We start from the raw sequence: 19,864 nt of genomic DNA on the forward strand, positions 1-19,864 counted from the left end.
GTGACGTTGGCCGTTATCCCCGTTAAGGGGTACGGCGGAACAGAAGGTCGTGTACGACGTGCCCCTTGTCGAGCCCCTGGCCCTCGAAGCGGGTGAGCGGCCGGAACTCGGGGCGGGGCGCGTAACCGCCGTCCGCCTGCGTGTTCTCGAACATCGGGTGCGCGCCGAGGACTTCGAGCATCTGCTCGGCGTACGGCTCCCAGTCGGTCGCGCAGTGCAGCACGGCCCCGGGGGCCAGCCGGGTCGCGGCCAGGTCGAGGAACTCGGGCTGGATCAGCCGCCGCTTGTGGTGGCGGGCCTTGGGCCACGGGTCCGGGAAGTAGACGCGCAGTCCGGCGAGGGAGTCGGGCGCCAGCATCTCGCGCAGCAGGATGATCGCGTCGCCGTTGGCGACCCGGATGTTGTCGAGGCCGCCGCGCTCGGCGAGCGCGAGCAGGTTGCCCTGGCCGGGCGTGTGCACGTCGGCGGCCAGGATCCCGGTGTCCGGGTCGGCGGCGGCCATCTGCGCGGTGGCCTCGCCCATGCCGAAGCCGATCTCCAGCACGACGGGGCGGCCGTCGAAGAGCTTGTTCAGGTCGATGACCTCGTGCCCGTCGATGTCCAGGCCCCAGGTGCCCCACTTGCGGCGCAGCGCCTCGCCCTGGCCGGTGGTCACCCGGCTGCGGCGCGGCTGGAAGCTGCGGATCCGGCGCTCGTGGTGCGAGCCCGCCGGGTCGGGCGCGGGCCCGTCGGGAAACCGGGGCTCCGTGCGCCAGCGCGGCGGAACGTGGGGAGCCGCCCCCTCGGGGGCGTCGGGGGTACCGGGCTGCGGATTCAGTGACTCAGACACAATGCCCCGATTCTACGACCCGCCCGCCGTCTCCCCCACGCCTCGAAGGCCCCCGCCCGACCGGGTCCCGCCGGTGCGGGCCGGGCGCCGAACCCGGCGGGCCGGTTCAGTCCCGCAGCATCCGCAGGGCGCGGCGGGCCACCGCGCTCCCCACCGGCAGCGCGCCCGCCACCCCCGGCAGCGCCACGTCCACCACGTGCACCGCGCCGGGCGTCTCCCGGACCAGGACCTCGTCCACCGGCGTCCCGTCCGGGCGCACGGCCCGCGCCCGCAGCCCGGCGGGCCCCGCCGCGGGTACGAGGTCCGCCTCCGACACCCCGGGCAGCACCCTGCGCACCGCCTCCACGAACTCCCGCTTCACCGGCACCGCCCCGGCACCGGACCCGTGCCCGGCCCCGGCCGCGCGACGGGGCCCGGCGGCCCCCGCCGCGACGTGGACCTCGCCGTCGATCCCGCGGAGCAGGTGGACACCGGGGAAGGGGCGCGCCGGGTCCGGGAGCGCGTCGATCGGGCCGCGCAGCAGCGAGGGCCGCGCCAGGTCGTAGTACTCCCCCCGGAACGCCGAGATCCGCACCCCCGGGTCGTCCCCGGCCAGCCGGGCCACCCGGTCGCTGCGCACCCCGGCGCAGTTCACCAGCACCTTCGCCCGCAGCACCTCGCCGGAGGCGGTCCGCACCGCGACCCGGCCCGGCCGCCGCCGGATCCCCTCCGCCCGCGCCCCGTACCGGATCTCCGCGCCGGATGATCGCGCGAGCTGCGCCGCCAGCCGTCCGTGGTCCACGACCGCGGTCGTCCCGACCCGGATCGCGGCCAGCGCGCGGACCTCCGGTTCGTACTCCCTGATCTGCGCCGGGCCCAGCTCCCGCACCGGTACCCCCAGCCGGCGGCCGCGCTGGACCAGCGCGTGCAGCCGCGGCAGCTCGGCCCGCTCCGTGGCGACGACCAGCTTCCCGGTCACCTCGTGCGGCACACCGTGCTCCGCGCAGAAGGCGGCCATCTCGACCGCGCCCCGCACCGCGAAGCGGGCCGTGAGGGACCCGGGCCGGTGGTGGATCCCGCTGTCCACGACCCCGCTGTCGACGCCCCCGCTGTCGACGGTGTCGCCGTCGACGGTGCCGCTGTCCGAGCCCCCGCTGTCGACCGCCCCGTCCTGGCGCCCGTCGCGGCGCCCGCCTCGGGGACGGACCGGGGCGGCCCCCCGCTCCTCCAGCACCACGACCCGCGTGCCGGGGGCGAGGCGCGACAGCGCGTGCGCCGTCGACAGGCCGACGATCCCCCCGCCGATCACCAGCACATCGCAGTCCACGTCGCTGCCACCTCCCACCTCCGCATACTGCACCCCACCACTGACAACGCGGCCCGGGAGCGGTGCGCGGACGCGCCTACGCCGGAGTCACCAGCAGCGGCCGGGCCCGCTCGCGCAGCTCGGCCACGCGCGGCTCGTCGCCGTACGGTTCCAGCCGGTGCAGCAGGTCCCGCACGTACTCCGTGGTGCGCGCCGAGGAGATCCGGCCCGCGACCTCCACCGCCCGGGTCCCGGCCGCGCAGGCGGCGTCGAGGTTGCCGGACTCCAGCTCGGCGACCGCGCTCACCACCAACCGCAGCCCGTGCGAGCGCACGTACTCCTCGGTCGGGCGCGACAGCGCCTGCTCGGTGAACCGCCGCACCTGCCGGGGCAGTTTGAGGTCCCGGTAGCATTCCGCCGCATCCGCCGCGAAACGGTCGTACGAGTAGAAACCGAGCCAGGTCGGATCCGGGTCCCCCTCCCGCGCCCGCTCCAGCCAGCCCTCCGCCGCCCGCAGCGCCCCGCCGGCGGCCACCGGATCGCCCGACTTCGCGTGCGCCCGGGCCTCCACCAGCCGGAAGAAGCTCATGGTGCGGGCCGTCGCCAGCCCCCGGTTGCGCTCGACGGCGGCCTGCGCGAGGTCCACCCCCTCGTCCGGGAAGTCCCGGTAGGTGGCCTGGAGGGACATCGAGGCCAGCACGTACCCGCCGAGCGGTACGTCGGCGGCCGCGCGGGCCAGCCGCAGCGCCTGGATGTAGTACCGCTGGGCCGCCTCCTGCTGGCCGGTGTCGAAGGCCATCCACCCGGCCAGCCGGGTCAGCTCGGCGGTCGCCCCGAACAGCGCCCGGCCCACCTCGTCGGTGTAGGAACCCAGCAGCAGGGGGGCCGCGTCCACCCGCAGGCACTCGGGGACCATCGAGGAACGCCAGTCCCCACCGCCGTACTTGGAGTCCCAGCGGCGTGCGTCCTCGGCCGCCTCGCGCAGCTTGGCCACGTCGCTGTGGCCGACCCGCTGGGGGGTCGGGTCCGGGGAGTGCGCGGCCGTCGACTGGCCGGGCGCGCGGGGCGTTTCGGCGCCGGACTGCGCGGGCACAAAGGAGGTCGGCGGCGATGTGACCGGGACCACTGGGCCACCGCCCGGAGCGCCGCTCGCCGCGCCGCCCGTCGTGCTGCCGCCCGTCGTGCCGCCCGTACCGCTCGCACCTCCCGTACCGCTCGTACTTCCCGTACCCCCCGCAGCACCCGTACCGCCCGTACCTCCCGACGTGCCGTCCGAGAGAAGGGGGGCCGGAGCATTGGCCTCACGCGCGACCGAGCCGTCCGCCGGAGATATCAGCCAGCGCGAGGCGGGCGTCGCGTACGCCGCCACGGAGAAGGAGCCGGCCAGCGACTGCCAGATCCCGCCGCCCCCGCGGCGGCCCGCGAGGTCGAGACGGTAGAGGTCGGTGGCCGAGCGCACCGCCGCGCCCACGTCGCGCGGGAAGGCGAGGCCGACCTCGGGCGCGGGGTCCGCGTCCGCCAGTCCGATCTCGTGCAGCGGAACCGGCCGCCCCAGCTTGGCGCCGATGGCGGCGGCGATGAGATGAGGGGCCGCGCCCTGCGGCACCATGCCCTTGGACACCCACCGGGCGACCGAGGTCTTGTCGTACCGGAGCGTCAGTCCACGCTGCGCCCCGAGGTCGTTGACCCGCCGGGCCAGCCCCGCGTTGCTGATGCCCGCGAGGGCGAGGACGGCGCCGAGCTTGTCGTTCGGCTCACGGAGCTCCCTGGACATGCGCCACCCCTCGTCACACACGTGGAACGCAGACCGTCGTCGGGGCATAGGCGCCCGGCAACGTAAACCCAGCGTAGTTCGCCGCATCCCAAGCGTTAAGGCCCCGCCTTCCGGATGGCGAGATTGTTGTCCGTACGCACAGTCGGGGCCGGGGTCGTGCCCGGGGCGCACGTGTCAGTGCGTGCTCCGCCCGTGTGGCCGTGCGCCCGCCCGTGCGCTCTGCCCCGCCCCGGGGCCCGGCGATTCGATGTGCGGTGCGTGGGTCGGCCCGACGCATGGATCCGGCGGGCCGGGAGGGACCGCCGCCTCAATCCCCGCGGGTGGCGGTACGGTCCGGGAGGTGGACGCCGCTTCCCGGACCGCGCCCCCGCGCGCACGCTCAGTACGGCCGAAGAATGGCCGAAACCGACCTATGGGGCGGTGGGCACGGAACGCCAAATACCGCGTGGGCGGGGCGTGTTCGTTTGCATGTGCGCCCCCCTTAACCACTCTCGCACGCCTGTCTCGTGGCAGCATGGACCCGAGCCACCCGGGGTCCCGCCGTCCGGCCGTCCGGCCCCGGTCACGTGCCCACGGGCTGGGGAGACGGCTATGCGGTGGTTGGTGGGCTGGAGCAGTATCGCCGCAAGCTTCGGCACGGCCGGGCGCGTCGGCGAGCCCCGCCGAGGGGCTGACGGCCCGAGCGGAGGCCTCGCGGACGTCCCGCGCACCTCGTACGCCTCCCAAACCCCCTACGCGTCCACGGGCCCGGTCGGTTCCCCGGGATCCGCCGGTGCGTACGGCGCCTACGGCGAGCCCGACGAATACACCGAACGCACCCTGCACCCGGTCGGCGCCCAACTCCTGTGGGGCGACCCCGACCCGCTGTGGGCCGTCGGCGACTGGCGCCCCGACGAGATCCGCACCGTCACCGCCGACCCCGCCGACCCCTTCACCCGGCTCGCCGTCCTCGGCTGCTGCGGCGCCGGGGACGCCGAACTGCGCCGCGCCCTCTACGCCGCCCGGGGCGGCGCCCTGCGCCACCTCACCCAGTGGCCCGGCAGCTACACCGCCGTCGTCCAGGCCGGCCGCCGGATCACCGTCGTCGGCGACCTCGCCGGCGCCCGGCCCGTCTTCTACACCCCCTGGGCGGGCGGAACGGCGTACGCCACCGCGGCCCTCCCCCTCGCCGACCTGATCGAGGCCCAGCTCGACATCGGCCACCTCGCCGCCCTGCTGGCCTGTCCCGACAGCCCCGAGGCACTGGGCGACGGCACACCGTACGCGGGCGTCCGCCGGATCCCGCCCGGGCACGCGATCATCCTGCGCGAGGGCTCCCGCGAGATCACCGGCTACGAGCCCGTCGCCTCCCTCGCCGTCGCCGCGCCCGAGATGGCGGCCGAGGCCGCGACCGAGGGCGTGCGGGAAGCACTCGTCGACGCGGTGCGCGCCCGGCTCACGGCGCCCCGCCATGCCCCCGACACCCTGCCCCACGACCCCGGGCCGGTTCCCGGCATGGGCCCCGCCGACCGCCGCGCCGCCCGCGGCGCCCCCACCGCCGGGGTGGGGGCCGACCTCTCCGGCGGCAGCGCCTCCGCCACCCTCGCCCTCCTCGCCGCCGGACTGCCAGGCGCCCCCGGCACCGTCCTCGGGCACGGCTCCGGAGCCGGCGAACGCCTGCTCGCCGTCACCTTCAACGACCTCACCACCCCGCGCGGCCGCGAGGGCGAGCTCGAACGCGCCCACGCCATCGCCGCCGACCCCCGCCTGCACCACGTCGTCGTCGCCGCGGCCGAGGAAGCCCTCCCCTACGCCGACCTCGACGGCCCCCTCACCGACGAACCCGGCCCCTCCCTCGTCCTCGCCGCCCGCGACCGGCGCCGACTGGCCTCGGGCAGCGCCGACCACTTCGTCGGCCACGGCGCCCGCCAGGTCCTCGACGCGCACCCCGCCCGGCTGGCCGACCTCCTCATGGACCGCCGCAGACGCCACCTGCTGCGGCCCGTCGCCGCCCTCGCCCGCTCGGTCGGCGCCGAGGGCCAGCCCTCCGGCCCGTCCCTCCTCGTCCCCCTGACCGTGTACTCCGCCGCCCGCCGCCTCGCCCGCACGCCCTACCGCGCGGGCATGGAAGCGGCCGCCGCCCGGCTGCGCGAGGGCCTGCTGCCCCGGGACGCCGCCACCCCGCTCGACGCCTCCCTCGCCGCCCTCACCTGGTGCCGACCCGGCCCCGCCGCGAGCTGGCTGACCGGCGAAGCCCTCGCCGAGGTCGCCGTCCGGCTCGCCGCCGCCGCGGGCCGCCCCCCGCTGTCGCTGCGCCCCGGAGAGGCCCGGGCCCGCTCGGTCCTGGCCCGGCACGCGGCCGACCACCGGGTCTTCGAACAGGCGGTGGAGGTCCGCAGCCAGCGCCTGCACGCCCCGTTCCTCGACAACCAGGTCGTGCGCGCGGCCCGCGCCCTGCCCGAATCCCTGCGGGTCCAGCCCGGTGCCCGCGCCGCGATCCTGCGGACCGTCCTCGCGGGTACGGGCGTGCGCGAACTCCCGCCCGGCTGGGGCGCCCCGGCCCACTCCGCCAACGAAACGGCGGTCCGGCTCGGGCTGCGCGCCGCCCTCGACCCGCTGCTGGCGCTCTTCACCGCCCCGCTGCTGGCGGACGCGGGCCTGATCGACGCGCGGGTCATCCAGCAGGCCCTGATCGATGCGGCGCAGGGCCGTCCGGTCCCGCTGGACGGCCTCGCCGAACTGGTCTCCGTGGAACTGTGGCTGCGCCGCCTCCTGGCCCGCCGCGGCACCTGCTGGACGGGCACCTCCTCCCCCCGCCGCCGCGCCGTCCCCACCGGCATCCCCCTCCGCCGCCCGGCCCTCTCCTGACCCCCACGGGCAAATCCAGCCCCGCCGGCGTTTGAGGCGCGGGTCCGGGCGGAGCCCGGTTTCGGGAAGGGGCGGGGAGGGGACAGCCCCGCGCAGCGGGCCCCCCCCCCCCCCCCCCCCACGGGCACCCGCACCCGCCCCCCACGGGCACCCGCACCGGACGGCCGCCCCCACCCGCACCCAAAATCCACGCCCCCCGCCCCCACCCCCAAGGCAAAATGACCCCGTGCGGTACCTGATCCTCGGCAACACCCAAGCCCGTGACGATTCCGGCTCCCCCCTCCCCATCGGCGGCGCCCGCCTCCGCGCGCTCCTCGCCGCCCTCGCCCTCCGGGCCGGCGGCCCCGCCGTCCCCGTGTCCGTCCTCATCGACGAGATCTGGGCCGAGGACCCGCCCCACGACGCCCCCGCCGCCCTGCAGGCCCTCGTATCCCGCCTGCGCCGCACCCTCGGCGGCAAGGACACGGTCCAGGCCGACCCCACCGGCGGCTACCGCCTGTCCGCCACCCGGGACGACGTGGACCTGTACGAGTTCCAGCGCCTGGCCCGCCAGGCCGCCCTGGCCCTCTCCGCGCCCCCGCCCGGAGCACGGCCCCCCGCCGACATCCTCCGCACCGCCGAGACCCTCCGCACCGCCCTGGCCCTCTGGCGCGGCCCGGCCCTCGCCGACCTCCCCGACCCCACCACCCGCGCCGCGCACGCCATCGGCCCGGAGGCCCAGCGCGCGGCCGCCGTCCGCGACCTCATCGAGGCCGAACTGCGCACCCCCACCACCGATCCGGCCACGCTGCTCCCCGAGATCGAGGCGCTGATCGCGCTCCACCCGTACGACGAGCCCCTGCGCGCCCAGCAGTTGCGCGCCCTGCGCGCCGCCGGCCGCACCGCCGACGCGCTCGCCGCGTACGACCGCACCCGCCGCGCCCTCGCCGAAGGCCTCGGCGCGGACCCCGGCCCGGAACTCACCGCCCTCCACGCCGACCTCCTGCGACCCGCCCCCGCCCCCGCGCCCACAACGCCACCCCCCACCCCCGGCCCCGCCCCCACCGAGCGCCGCGGCAACCTCCGCCCCCGCCTCACCTCCTTCGTCGGCCGCGAACCCGAACTCGCCGCCCTCCACGGCGACCTGTCCCGCGCCCGCCTCGTCACCCTCACCGGCCCCGGCGGCTCCGGTAAGACCCGCCTCGCCGAACACGCGGCCGCCCGCCACGCCGAGCGCGCCGCCCCCGCCACCCCGGCCAGCCCCGCCGAACCGGTCTGGCTGGTCGAGCTGGCCCGCCTCGACCACCCGGCGGCCGTCCCCGGCGCGGTCCTCAGCGTCCTCGGCCTGCGCGACACCGTCCTCGTCGGCCGCGAGAAGCCCGTCGCGCAGGACCCCACCACCCAGCTCCTGGAACACTGCGCCCAGCGCCGCCTGCTCCTCGTCCTCGACAACTGCGAGCACGTCATCGGGGCGGCCGCCGAGCTGGCGGAGCGGCTGCTCACGCACTGCCCGGGCGTGCGGATCCTGGCCACCAGCCGCGAACCCCTCGGCGTGCCCGGCGAGAACGTCCGCCCCGTCGAACCCCTCCCGCCCGACCACGCGCACCGCCTCTTCGCGGAGCGCGGCGCCGCCGCCCGGCCGGGGTTCGCCGTGACCGACGATCCGGCCGCCGTCGCCGAGATCTGTCGGCGCCTGGACGGGCTGCCGTTGGCGATCGAGTTGGCGGCGGCGCGGCTGCGGTTGTTGACCCCGCGGCAGATCGCGGACCGGCTGGACAACCGGTTCCGGTTGCTGACCAGCGGGAGCCGTACGGTGCTGCCGCGCCAGCAGACGCTGCGGGCGGTGGTCGACTGGTCGTGGGAGCTGCTGGACGCCGACGAGCGCACGGTGCTGCGCCGCCTGTCGGTCTTCGCCGGGGGCTGCGACCTGACCGCGGCCGAAGCCGTCTGCGCCCTGCGCGGGCCCGACGCCCGGTCCGGGGGCGATCTCACCGACATCGCGGACGTGGCCGACGTACTCGGCGCCCTCGTCGACAAGTCCCTCGTCGTGGCGGACCCGGCCCCGGTCCCCCTCTCGCCCGGAGGCTCCTCCGCCGAGGGCGCCACCGCGATGCGCTACCGCATGCTGGAGACCATCCACGAGTACGCCGCCGAGCGCGCCGCGGAGGTCCCGGCGGACCTGGCCGCCACCGTCCGCCGGCACACCACCCACTTCACGGCCCTGGCCGAAGAAGCGGAGCCCCTCCTGCGCTCCTCGGCCCAGCTCCCCTGGATCGTGCGGATCGAGGGCGAGCTGGACAACCTGCGCGCCGCCTTCACCGCAGCGGTCTCGGACGCCGACCTGGAGACCTCCCAGCGGCTCGTCTTCGCCCTGGGCTGGTTCTGGTGGCTGCGCAACTACCGCACCGAGGGCGCCGAGTGGACCGCCCTGGTGATCGCGCTCGACCCGGTGGAACCGGCCGCGGACACCCCCGCGTACTGGCCCTGGATGCGCCTCCAGCTGCTCCACGTGTTCCTGCTGGCGGAAACCCGTCCGGTCGGGGAGTTCCGCACGCCCGAACGCCTGGCCCTGGCCGAGCGCATCCAGCGGGCCTTCCGCCGACCCGGCCCGGAGTCCGCCCGCTTCCCCGGCATGCTGTGGCCGCTGACCTGCTACCTCACCGGCGACTCCCTCGACTTCCACGCCGGGCTCGACGAGACCGTCACCAACTGCCGGGAGCACGCGGGCGAGTGGGAGCTGGGGGTGACCCTCATGCTCCGTACGCACGTCGCCATCGACATCATCGGCGGACTGCCGACGGTCGACGCGGACCTGGTGGAGCTCCACGAGATCGCCCGTCGCGTCGGTGACCGTTGGACCCGCGCCCAGGTGTCCAGCGCCGCGGGCGAGGTCGCGCTCTCGCGCGGCCGGTTCGACTGGGCGCGCGCCGAGTACGAGGAGTGCCTGCGCCTGGCCCGCGAGGTCGGCTCGCACTTCGAGGCGCCGTTCGCGCTCGCCCGGATCGCCGAGACCGCCTACTGCCTGGGCGACTCGCAAGGCGCCCTGAGGCTGCTGGCGGAGGCCGACGCCGAGGCGTACGACACCCAGGTGACCGACGTCCTGGCCTTCTCCCGCCTCCTCGGCGGCATGATCGCGCTCGACCAGGGCGATCCGGTCCGGGCGCGCGCCGAGCACGAGCGGGCCGGGGTCGAGTCGGTCCTGGCGAACGTGCCGCCGCAGTTCGTGGCGGGCCTGGCCAATCTGGACGCCCGGCTCCGGGCGCTGGAGGAGGGCCCGGCCGCCGGACTGGCGGTGATCGTGCCGACGCTGGAGAAGGCGATCACCGAGCACTGCGCGGAGCGGGTGCTGGCCGTCCTCGCCGAAACGACCGCGGCGCTGCTGGCGGACCTGGACCGGCCCGCCGAGTCCGTCCGCGCCCTGGCCGCGGCCACCGCCTGGCGCGCCGGTTTCCCCCGGTCCGTACCCGAAGAGGCCCTGGTGCACGACCTACCGGCCCGCAACCGATCCACCCTCGGCCCGACCACCTACGCCCAAGAATCCGCCACCGGCACCACCCTCACCCCCCAATCCCTCCTCACCAACCTCACCACCTGAGCCCCATCCAGCCCCGCCGGCGTTTGAGGCGCCCCCGGAGGGCCCACCGAGCCGCAGGCGCCCTGTCCGAGCCGCACCCGGCTGGTGACCAGGGCCCCCATTCCAGCCCCGCCGGCGTTTGAGGCGCCCCCGGGGGGCCCACTCAGCCGCAGGCGCCCTGTCCGAGCCCCGGCCAGCCGAGCCGACCACTGGCCCCCCATCCCAGCCCCACTGCTGCCCGTGACCACCGGCCCAATCCAGCCTCGCCGGCGTTTGAGGCGCCCCCGGAGGGCCCACCCAGCCGCAGGCGCCCCGCCCGAGCGACGGCCAGCCGACCAGGGCCCCCATTCCAGCCCCGCCGGCGCTTGAGGCGCCCCCGGAGGGCCAAGCCACAGGCCCCCGCCCACGTCACCGACAGCTGATCACCGAGTCGGCCCACGCAGCCAACGTCAGGTCGGCACGCCGATCGGCATGCTCCACGACCAACCGCAGCGTCTTGCGCCCGGTGATCGCCACCTCGACCGGCACGGCGGGCTCGCCGTAGGAGACCGGCGCCGACCGCCACAGCCGCACCCCGTCCCCGTACACGGAGAACCGCACGGCTCCGTCACCCGGCAGGGACAGCCCGTCCACCCCGGCCCGCGCGGAGAAGGAGCTGCACACGCGGTTCAGGGTGATCTCCACCGAGGACCGGGCGTTGACGGTGATCCCGTGCCCGTAGCGCCGGTCGCCGACCACCAGCCCCCACCGCTGCCACACCCAGCTGCTGCGCCAGGTCTGCACCTCGGGCCCGTCGTGGTCGCCCAGCGCCGACTGCTCCAGCCGCACCAGCTGGTAGCCGGTCGCGGGAGCGGGCGTCGGGCTCGGCTTCGGCGAAGGCCGCGGAGGACTCGGCGTCGCCCGCGGAGGGCTCGGCTTCGCGGGCGACGGCGCGGGCGGCGAGGGCGACCGGGTCGGCGACGCCGAGGGCGCCTGCGGCGTCGACCCGCGCGGCGACGGTACGGGCGCCCGCACGACCGGCGGCTGCGGCGCGGGCGAACCGGGCTCCGGGGAGAGGGGAGCCGGGGCGTGCGGGACCACGGGCGCGACGGCGGTCGGCTTCGGCGCCACCTGCGCCTCGGGCTTCGCGTCGTCCCCGGCCAGCGCGAACACCACCCCGGCCGCGGCGGCCACCACCACACCGGCGGCGATGGCGACCTTGGCGGGAAGCCCCAGCCCTTCGGAGGCCAGCGCCCCCGCACCCGAGGCCCCGGCCCCGGACCCACCGGCCGCCCCGGCCGCCCCGGCCCCGGCCCCCGCTCCCGCCCCCGCCGTGGAACCGCCCGCGGCCGCCGCGGCGGCCCCCGCACCACCCGCGGCCACGACCCCGCCGGCCACCACCCCGGCCGCCTTGACCGCGTACCCGGCGGCGAACCACCCGATGACCGCGACCGGAAGCAGCGCCGGGATCCCGGCGTTGACGTCCTTGAGCTCACCGGCGACCAGCCGGCACTTCACGCACTCCTCCAGGTGCTTGCGCAGCCCCCGCTCGGCCCGCACCCGCAGCCCGCCCCGGGCATGGGCGCCCAGCCGGTCGGCGTAGCGGGCGCAGTCCCCGCCCTCGCTCAGCGCGGTGCTCACGTGGGCCTGGAGGTAGGCCTGCTTGAGCCCCTCCCGGGCCCGGCTGGCCAGCACCGCCGTCGCATTGGCGGTCAGCCCGAAGAGCGGGGCGATCGCGCTCGGCGAGGCCTCCTCGACGGTGGTGTGCCACAGCACGGCCTGCCACCGCTCGGGCAGGCTGCGGAAGGCCTGCATGGCCAGCGACTGCTCGGCCTCGTGCATGGCCCGTACGTCCGCGCCCAGTTCCAGGGTGTCCGCGCCGGGCGCCAGCCCCGTCCCCGCCTCGGCTCCCGCGCCGGACTGCTCCGCGAACAGGGCGAAGTCCTCGACGAGCTGCTCCCGCTTGGCGGTCTTCGTCCAGGCCGCGGCGACCCGGCGGACGGTGGTGAGCAGGTACGCGCGCACCGCCTGGTCGGGCCCGGCCCCGCCGCGCACCGCCTGGAGGGTGCGGGCGAAGACCTCGGCGGTCAGGTCGTCGGCGGTGTGCGCGTCGCGGCAGCAGGTGCGCGCGTAGCGGCGTACGGAATCGGCGTGCCGCCGGAAGAGCTCCTCGTAGGCGCCGTCGTCACCCCCGCGCATCCGCGCGATCAACTCGGCGTCGGACGAAGGCGTTTCTGCACCGGCCGCACCGGCCTGGCCCGCCGCCGACGCCCCCGCGCTCGTACCACCGGAGGTCCGGGGGCCGCTCGGTTCGCGCTGGGCCGGGACCTGTCGGGCGGGCAAGGCGCCCTCGTCGGACTCGCCGCCGGGGCCCGCCGCACCGGAGACCGGATCTTCCCGCCCGTCAACGCCCATCGCGCAAGCCCCCGCAGGACACACTCAGCCGGTACACCGAACCAGCGTGTCACACGGCGACCGCGCACCGGACCGCTCCGGACGGCATCCACTCATCCGGGCTGGATTCGGCGAATTCCCGCGCCCCGCCTCACCCGTCCGGGTGACCGTCCGTTCGCGTCCGTTCGATGCGAGCGCTCCGCGGATCGAGCCGGGGGAGCCGAACGCGCGGCCGGTCCACCCGGTTTCCCGGCGGACCGACCGCGCGAAAGGTGACTCAGCCGTGACGGTCCGCTCAGACGGTCCGCGAGCGCAGCCCCTCCAGCAGGATGTCCAGCAGCCGGGCCGAAGCGGCCGCCTGCTGGGCCGGGTCCGGCAGTGCCGGCGCGGCCGTCGCGATGACGAGCAGCACATCGGCCACCGTGACGTCGCGGCGCAGTTCACCGGCCTCCCGGGCGCGGTCGACCAGCCGGCCGACGACCTCCAGGAGCGCACCGGCGCCCGCGTCCTCCGACGGCTCGTCCTCGATCGAGGTACGCCCGCCCACGACCCGCAGGTCCGGCTGACCGCCGACCACCACGGCCTGCCGCTGCTGCGGCACCCGCGCCGTGTCCACGGCCTCCAGCACGTCCTGGCCGTCCTCGCCGGCCCCACCGACCCGCAGCACCTGCGGCGGCAGCAGCCGCCCGGCGCCGGAGGCGACGGAGGTGCGCAGGAAGCGCGACAGCGCCTGCCACGGCTCCTCCTCCTGGCCGAGCGCGGCCCTGGCCTGCTCGGTCAGTCGGGAGGTCTCCTCCTCGGCTATGCGCCGGACCAGGACGTCCTTGCTCGGGAAGCGCCGGTAGACGGTGCCGACACCGACGCGGGCGCGCCGCGCGACGTCTTCCATCGGAGCCCCGTAGCCCAGTTCACCGAACACCTCGCGCGCGGCGCGCAGGACGTGCTCGAGGTTGCGCTGTGCGTCGACCCGCAGCGGCGTGGAGCGGCCCACGCCGTGCGAGGTTCCACCAGCGATCACACGAGTGGCGCCCTCGGCCGAGAGCGCGGTCGCAGACCCATGGAAATCGGAAATGTTCATATGTTTCCCCCGGTAATCATTTGTCTCCCCCCGGAGACAGTCCCCGCCTTCGTGTCGAGGGGGGCCACGGTCATGTGGGCCCTGGTCCTAACTCCTCGACGGGCTACGAACATAGTTGAGCCAGAGTCAATTCAGAAGAGGCAGCTCCGTACGGACCATCGCTCGATCGGAGCATTGACCCCCACTTTTCCGTTCCAAGCCCCCGGAATCACCCCCTCCGCACTGCCTGACCTGCGCACCTCACCCCCCATCCACATCTGTGAACCAGCCCTTCGCACCCCCACCTCCGGTCACACAATTTGTCGAGCCTGTGGACAAACTCCCGGCCACGTTGCGTCATGGGATGGTGAAGGCTGCTAACTCCCGGGGCTCGGCCCCCGGCACCCCGCCCCGGACACGCATCCTCGTCGTCGGCGGAGGTTACGTCGGCATGTACACGGCGCTCCGGCTCCAGCGAAAGCTGAGAGCCGACGAGGCCGAGGTCACGGTGATCAGCCCCGAGCCGTACATGACCTACCAGCCCTTCCTCCCCGAGGCGGCCGCCGGCTCCATCTCCCCGCGCCACGTCGTCGTACCACTGCGCCGCGTGCTGGACCGCTGCCGCATCGTCGTGGGCGAGGCCCGCAGCATCGACCACGCCAAACGGACCGCGACCGTCACCACCCTCGCCACCGCCGAGGAGGGCACCGGCGCCTTCGAGATCGAGTACGACGAGATCGTCCTCGCCCCCGGTTCGGTGTCCCGCACGCTCCCGATCCCGGGACTCGCCGAGTACGCCATCGGTTTCAAGACCGTCGAAGAGGCCATCGGCCTGCGCAACCACGTCATCGAACAGATGGACATCGCCTCCTCGACCCGCGACCCGGCCATCCGCGACGCGGCCCTGACCTTCGTCTTCGTCGGCGGCGGATACGCGGGCGTCGAGGCCCTCGCGGAGCTGGAGGACATGGCCCGCTACGCCGCCCGGTACTACCACAACATCAAGCCCGAAGACATGAAGTGGGTGCTGGTGGAGGCCAGCGACCGGATCCTCCCCGAGGTCGGCCCCGACATGGGCAAGTACACGATCCGCGAACTGCGCGCCCGCAACATCGACCTGCGCCTGGAGACCCGCCTGGAATCCTGCGCGGACCGCGTCGCCGTCCTCAGCGACGGAGCCCGCTTCCCCACCCGCACCGTCGTGTGGACCGCGGGCGTCAAACCCCACCCCGTCCTCGCCGCCTCCGACCTGCCCCGCAACGAACGCGGCCGGCTCGCCTGCACCGCCTTCCTCACCGTCGCGGGCGTCGAACACGCCTGGTCCGCCGGAGACGCGGCCGCCGTCCCCGACATCACCGCCGCCGCACCCGGCATCGAATGCGCCCCCAACGCGCAGCACGCCGTCCGCCAGGCCAAGGTGCTCGCGGACAACCTGATCCACGCCCTGCGCGACGAAGTGCTCACCGAGTACGCCCACAAGTACGTCGGCTCCGTGGCCTCCCTCGGCCTCCACAAGGGCGTCGCCCACGTCTACGGCCGCAAGCTCAAGGGCTACCCGGCCTGGCTCATGCACCGCGTCTACCACCTGAGCCGCGTCCCCACCTTCAACCGCAAGATGCGCGTCCTCGCCGAATGGACCCTCTCCGGGCTGTTCAAGCGCGAGATCGTCTCCCTCGGGTCCCTCGAACACCCCAGGGCCGAATTCGAACTCGCCGCGGGCGGCGGACCCAAGGAACCCCCGCCCCCGTCCGCCCCCAACCCCCCGAAGGACAACCAGCGCTGACGTTGTCAGTGTGGTCGGCCACACTGGACGTGTGACCATAGGTGGGCTCACACCTGCACAGAGTGACACCGCCGAGCGACCGACCACGAGCGATGTAGCGACCAATAGCGACACCACGAGGCTTGAACGCAGTGAACTTCACGCGCTGGAGCGCCCGGTTTCCAGGAACGCAGCGCCGCGCCGCCGCCCGGACCGAACATGCCGCAGCCCAGGCCAAGCGGGGCGAAGGCTCCGTCCCGGCAGCCCGCGGCGTCCGCGCCGACCCCACCGGCAGTGGCGCCGAGCGGAGCCCGTCCGGCCAGGACGGCGGCCCCGCCGACCCCACGGACCCCACCGTCTCCGGGACCGGAACCGGATCCGCCGCGGCGCTCGCCGCAGTGCCCTCCCTCGACGTGCTCTCCGTGCGCGAGGTCCTCGGGTGCCTCCCGGCCCGCGTCGCGCTCGTCCACGGTCCCGAGCACCGCATCGCCTACGTCAACGACGCCTACACCGCGGGCTTCGGCCCACGGCCCACCGGCGCCGCCGCCCACGAAGCCCTGCCCGAACTCGGCGAGCTCGGGCTGCTCCCGCTCCTCGACCAGGTCCTGCGCAGCGGCAAGCCCCGTACCGCCAAGAACCGCAAGGCACCCGGCGGCAGCTCCTACACCGCCACCTGCACCCCCGTGGACTTCCCCGAGGCCGACGGCGCGGGCCGCAGCGCCGGCGTACTGATCCACCTCGCCGACGTCACCGACCACGCCGAAGCCGTCGAACGGCTGCGCACCGCCGAGCGCCGCCAGCGCGAGGCCGTCGTCACCCTCCAGCGCTCCCTGCTCCCGCAGGAGCTGGAACAGCCCGACGACCTGCGCATCGCCGCCACCTACCAGCCCGGCGGCACCGAGGCCGCGGTCGGCGGGGACTGGTACGACGTCATCACCCTCGGCGCTGGCCGCACCGCCCTCGTCATCGGCGACGTCATGGGCCGGGGCGTCCGCGCCGCCGCCGTCATGGGCCAGCTGCGCACCGCGGTGCGCGCCTACGCCCGGCTCGACCTGCCCCCGCACGAGGTGCTCCAGCTCCTCGACGGCCTCGCCGCCGAGATCGACGCCAGCCAGATTGCGACCTGCGTGTACGCCGTCCACGACCCCAGCGAGGGCCTGCTGGCCTACGCCTCCGCGGGCCACCTGCCCATCCTCGTCCGCGACGAGGACGGCACCGTCCGGCGCGCCGCCGACCCCACCGGGCCCCCGCTCGGCACCGGGGGCTGGCTGCACACCTCCGGCACCATCGCGCTGGGCCCCGGCTCCACCGCGGTCCTCTACACCGACGGCCTCGTCGAGCGCCGGGGCGAGGACATCGACGAGGGCGTGGCCGCCCTGGAACGCGCGCTCTCCGGCGCCCTGGGCACCCCCGCCGTCATCTGCGACCGGCTGATGCGCGCCCTGGGCGTGGACGCCGACCACGACGACGACGTCGCCGTGATGGTCCTCCAGCAGCCCGCCCGCGTCGGCTCGGAGGCGGAGCTCTTCCACAACGCGGCCCTGGAGCTGCTGGGCGGCATCGAGGCGGCCCCGCGGGCCCGGGCCTTCGCGCAGGGCGTCCTCGCCTCCTGGCGCTTCCCGATGGAGCTGTGCGACCTCGGGGTGCTGGCCGCCAGCGAACTCGTGGCGAACTCCCTCCAACACGGCACCCCGCCGATGCGCCTGCGCCTGCGCCGTACGGACCGACGCCTGATCATCGAGGTCACCGACGGGGACGACCACCTGCCGCGGCGCCGCCGCGCCGAACCGGCCGACGAGACGGGCCGCGGCATCTCGATCGTCGCGACCATCGCCTCCTCCTGGGGCACCCGGCGCACCCCGGGCGGCGGCAAGGCCGTCTGGTGCGAATTCGCCCTCCCGGACAAGAAGCCGGGCGAGTAGCGGCGAGCAGCGAACGAACGCAGGAAGGCCCCGGTCCGATCGGACCGGGGCCTTCCCTGCTTCCTGCGCCCGCGCGCTACGCCGATACGGGCTCGGCGACGGCAGCGGCCTTCGGGGCCGGCACCTGGGCCGGAGCGGCCTTCAACAGCGACGGGTTGTCCTGCACCGGCGTCAACCGCTTGCCGAGCCGCAGCGCGAGCCAGGCGATGCCGAGCGAGACCACGACGAAGATCCCGATGTAGAGCATCGGCACCCCGGCGCCGACCGGCACGCCCAGCGGGCCGAGCGCCAGCGCCATCTGCTTGACCAGGGCGAAGGCCGAGTTGTACTGGCCGACCGAACCCTCCGGCGCCAGGTCCGCCACCAGCGGGGCCAGCGTGGGCGACAGCATGGCCTCGCCGATGCCGAAGAGGGCGTACGTCGTGATGAACGCGGCGGCGGCCATCATCGCGCTGCCGTGCCCCAGGCCCGAGAAGCCGGCTATGAGCCAGGCGCCCGTCCAGATCACGCCGACCAGGGCGATGACGCGCGAACGACGCCGCTTCTCGACCAGCCGCAGCACCACGAACTGCGCCACGACGATCGCACCGGTGTTGGCGGCCAGCGCGAAGCCGAGGGTGGAGGGGGAGATCCCGGCCGCTTCGGTGCCGAAGGCGGCGAGACCCGACTCGAACTGCCCGTAGCAGGCGAAGAAGATCACGAAGCCCAGCACGCAGAGCTGGACCATCGCCTTGTGCTCCAGCAGCCGCTTCCAGCCGCCCCCACCCGCCTGGGCGGGGTCCCTCGGTACCGCGTCCTTGATGCTCGGCGCGTGCGGCATCCGCACGGTGGCGATCACGCCCGCCAGCACCAGGAACATCACGGCCTCGATGCTGAACAGCAGGGTGAAGCTGCCGGGACGGTCCACGTCCACGATCTGGCCGCCGATGAGGCCGCCGATGCCGAGACCCAGGTTCTGCATGAAGAACTGGAGCGCGAAGGCACGGGTCCGGGTGCTCGGGGTGGAGCACCACACGATCATCGTGGCCAGCGCGGGCTGCATGACGGCCTGCCCGGCACCCAGCGCCAGGGCGGACAGCAGGATCGGGACGACGCCGGTCGACAGCCCCAGCGATATCGCGCCCACCGACGCGGCCACCGCCGCGCCCATGACCACGGGGACGGGCCCGCGCCGGTCGATGACCCGACCGGTGAGGGGCAGCGCGAGAAGGGCGCCCAGGGCGAACGCCACGAAGGCGCACGTCGCCGTAGCCGCACCCAGATCCCGCACCTGCGCCACGTAGATATAGAGGAACGGAACCGTGAAACCGATACCGAACGCGGTCAGCGCGTTACCGGCCTGGATCCTCCGCATCGCAGCGCCCATCACCTTGGTCACTTCTCACCTGCCTTCACTACTGAAGCCTCAAGACTTCATACCTAAAGTTCGATCCTTAACTCTACACACCGAAGGAGTTAGACGCCAATGGGCTCGTGCCATACTTCGGTCCATGGGTGACACCCCCGACGGCACTACGCCCGTCCACGAGCCGAGCCTCGATGAGCAGATCGCCGTCTATCAGCGCGAGTTCCAGGACCTCGACCCCCAGGTCGAGAAGGTCGTGTCGGCTCTGAGCCGCCTCAACCGCCGGATGAACGTCGCGTACGGCCGCCAGACGGCGGCCCTGGGCATCAGCAACGCCGAGTGGGAGGTCCTCAAGGCCCTCGTGCTCGCGGGCGACCCCTACCGGATGGGCCCGAGCGAGCTGGCGAAGCAGCTGGGCCTGACGCCCGCCGCGATGACCCACCGGATCGACCGCATGACCGCGGACGGCCTGGTGACGCGGGAGCGCGACGAGTCCAACCGGGTCCGCGTGATCGTGGAGCTCACGAACGAGGGCCGCAGCAAGTGGCTCGACGCGATGCGCGCGGCCACGCTCTTCGAAGAGGACCTCCTGCAGGACCTCTCCACCGCGGAGCGCGCCCTGCTCGGCGACATCCTCACGCGCCTGCTGGACCGGGTCGAAGGCCTCCAGTCGCCCGCCTGACCTGGCACGCGGACCCGGGGTTGACACCGACCCCGCGAGTCCGTAAGGTTCTCCGAGTTGTCCCGGAGCCGGAATGTTTCGGTGACAGCAGATGACGCCGCCTCGTAGCGGCACCCAACTCAGCACGATCTCCCACCGGGAACGAATTCGGCATGCCCGAATTCCAACCGCGGCCCGATTATGAGCCACCCGGGAAATCCGCTAGAGTTTGGGAGTCGGAACGGCCCAACAGCCGGGAAGACAAGCCCAACTGACTGGGAGTCAGGCCCGAAAGGATCTGATAGAGTCGGACTCGCCGGAAAGGGAAACGCGAAAGCGAAGACCTGGAAAGCGAAAAGCAAGATCCCGCTTCGACCGGGAATCGGACACGAAAGAGTCTGATAGAGTCGGAAACGAAGAACGAAGCCCGGAGGAAAGCCCCAGTAGTGATACTGC

The 19,864-nt window shown here is 74.7% G+C and carries 11 protein-coding genes; 5 read left to right on the plus strand and 6 right to left on the minus strand.

The features are described from left to right. Positions 1-22 precede the first annotated feature (22 nt). The 3 genes from trmB to ACFWAR_RS25060 form a co-directional block, all read right to left on the minus strand. Positions 23-829 (minus strand): tRNA (guanosine(46)-N7)-methyltransferase TrmB, encoded by an 807-nt coding sequence (trmB, locus tag ACFWAR_RS25050; protein WP_385781120.1) that lies wholly within the window; start codon positions 827-829, stop codon positions 23-25. 106 nt (positions 830-935) lie between these two features. Then, complete coding sequence (locus tag ACFWAR_RS25055; protein WP_385781122.1) at positions 936-2,135, minus strand: FAD-dependent oxidoreductase; 1,200 nt, start codon at positions 2,133-2,135, stop codon at positions 936-938. Positions 2,136-2,211: 76 nt separating this feature from the next. Continuing rightward, positions 2,212-3,888 carry a sporulation protein gene (locus tag ACFWAR_RS25060; RefSeq protein ID WP_385781125.1) on the minus strand — a complete coding sequence of 559 codons (1,677 nt, stop codon included), beginning with the start codon at positions 3,886-3,888 and terminating at the stop codon, positions 2,212-2,214. Positions 3,889-4,479: 591 nt separating this feature from the next. Between ACFWAR_RS25060 and ACFWAR_RS25065 the strand changes: the two genes are divergently transcribed. After that, complete coding sequence (locus ACFWAR_RS25065) at positions 4,480-6,735, plus strand: asparagine synthase-related protein (RefSeq protein ID WP_385781127.1); 2,256 nt, start codon at positions 4,480-4,482, stop codon at positions 6,733-6,735. A gap of 226 nt (positions 6,736-6,961) precedes the next feature. After that, positions 6,962-10,309 carry an ATP-binding protein gene (locus ACFWAR_RS25070; RefSeq protein ID WP_385781130.1) on the plus strand — a complete coding sequence of 1,116 codons (3,348 nt, stop codon included), beginning with the start codon at positions 6,962-6,964 and terminating at the stop codon, positions 10,307-10,309. Positions 10,310-10,696: 387 nt separating this feature from the next. Here the strand turns inward: ACFWAR_RS25070 and ACFWAR_RS25075 are convergent, their stop codons facing one another. Together ACFWAR_RS25075 and ACFWAR_RS25080 are read right to left on the minus strand one after the other, a co-directional pair. Continuing rightward, entirely contained in the window at positions 10,697-12,682 is a 1,986-nt protein-coding gene (locus ACFWAR_RS25075; protein WP_385781132.1) for a sigma-70 family RNA polymerase sigma factor, read from the minus strand. 274 nt (positions 12,683-12,956) lie between these two features. Then, on the minus strand, positions 12,957-13,739 hold the full coding sequence (locus ACFWAR_RS25080; protein ID WP_385781135.1) for a TetR/AcrR family transcriptional regulator: 783 nt from the start codon (positions 13,737-13,739) through the stop codon (positions 12,957-12,959). Between the two features lie 343 nt (positions 13,740-14,082). Here ACFWAR_RS25080 and ACFWAR_RS25085 point away from each other — a divergent pair, with 343 nt between their 5' ends. Both ACFWAR_RS25085 and ACFWAR_RS25090 read left to right on the plus strand, forming a co-directional pair. Then, complete coding sequence (locus ACFWAR_RS25085) at positions 14,083-15,501, plus strand: NAD(P)/FAD-dependent oxidoreductase (RefSeq protein ID WP_385781137.1); 1,419 nt, start codon at positions 14,083-14,085, stop codon at positions 15,499-15,501. 131 nt (positions 15,502-15,632) lie between these two features. Beyond that, positions 15,633-17,402 carry a SpoIIE family protein phosphatase gene (locus ACFWAR_RS25090; RefSeq protein ID WP_385781148.1) on the plus strand — a complete coding sequence of 590 codons (1,770 nt, stop codon included), beginning with the start codon at positions 15,633-15,635 and terminating at the stop codon, positions 17,400-17,402. 76 nt (positions 17,403-17,478) lie between these two features. On the opposite strand, the gene ACFWAR_RS25095 is transcribed toward ACFWAR_RS25090, so the two are convergent. Continuing rightward, positions 17,479-18,768 (minus strand): MFS transporter, encoded by a 1,290-nt coding sequence (locus ACFWAR_RS25095; RefSeq protein ID WP_385781151.1) that lies wholly within the window; start codon positions 18,766-18,768, stop codon positions 17,479-17,481. A gap of 124 nt (positions 18,769-18,892) precedes the next feature. Here ACFWAR_RS25095 and ACFWAR_RS25100 point away from each other — a divergent pair, with 124 nt between their 5' ends. After that, a complete protein-coding gene (locus tag ACFWAR_RS25100; protein WP_385781140.1) occupies positions 18,893-19,429 on the plus strand; it encodes a MarR family winged helix-turn-helix transcriptional regulator in 537 nt (178 codons plus the stop codon). The last annotated feature ends 435 nt before the right edge of the window (positions 19,430-19,864 follow it).

The sequence above is a fragment of the Streptomyces sp. NPDC059917 genome (assembly GCF_042730635.1).
Taxonomy (GTDB): domain Bacteria; phylum Actinomycetota; class Actinomycetes; order Streptomycetales; family Streptomycetaceae; genus Streptomyces.